The 465-nt window shown below is 38.3% G+C and carries 1 protein-coding gene; it reads left to right on the forward strand.

Annotated features, from left to right (window positions below; genetic code table 11):
* Positions 1–465 (forward strand): integrase core domain-containing protein (locus tag cpu_RS12785; protein WP_143299326.1); only part of this gene is annotated, 465 nt, incomplete at both ends.

Below are 465 nucleotides of genomic sequence, written 5' to 3' on the forward strand. Positions count from 1 at the left end.
TAAGAGCTCTTGGGGTTAATCAACATCTCTTCTTCCAAACTGATAATGGTGAAGAATTCGGTGGACTCCCTACTTCTAGAAAAAAGTCTATTATGCAAAAGTTTATCTTTGATCCCTTGAACATTTCTTTGTTAAATATCCCTCCTGGTCAAAAGCAGTTTAATACTTTTGTTGAACGTTCTCATCGCTCTGATGATGAAGAATTCTACTCTATCAATCTTGCAAAAGTTACTTCCCGTTCTGCCTTCTTTAAAATGGCTCAGAGTTGGCTCCTTTACTTTAATTATCGCAGACCTCATTTCGGTAAAAATATGGGCGGCAAATCACCTATTTCCGCCCTTAAAAGCTTCTTAAAATCTTTTAATCCTGCTCTTGGCGCTTTCCCGGTAGTCTTATTAGACCATTTTTCCCTTTATCTTAATTACCTCTTCGATATCTCTTCCTTGCCCTGGGATTATTTGCCCC

Source organism: Carboxydothermus pertinax (assembly GCF_001950255.1).
Taxonomy (GTDB): Bacteria; Bacillota; Z-2901; order Carboxydothermales; family Carboxydothermaceae; genus Carboxydothermus; species Carboxydothermus pertinax.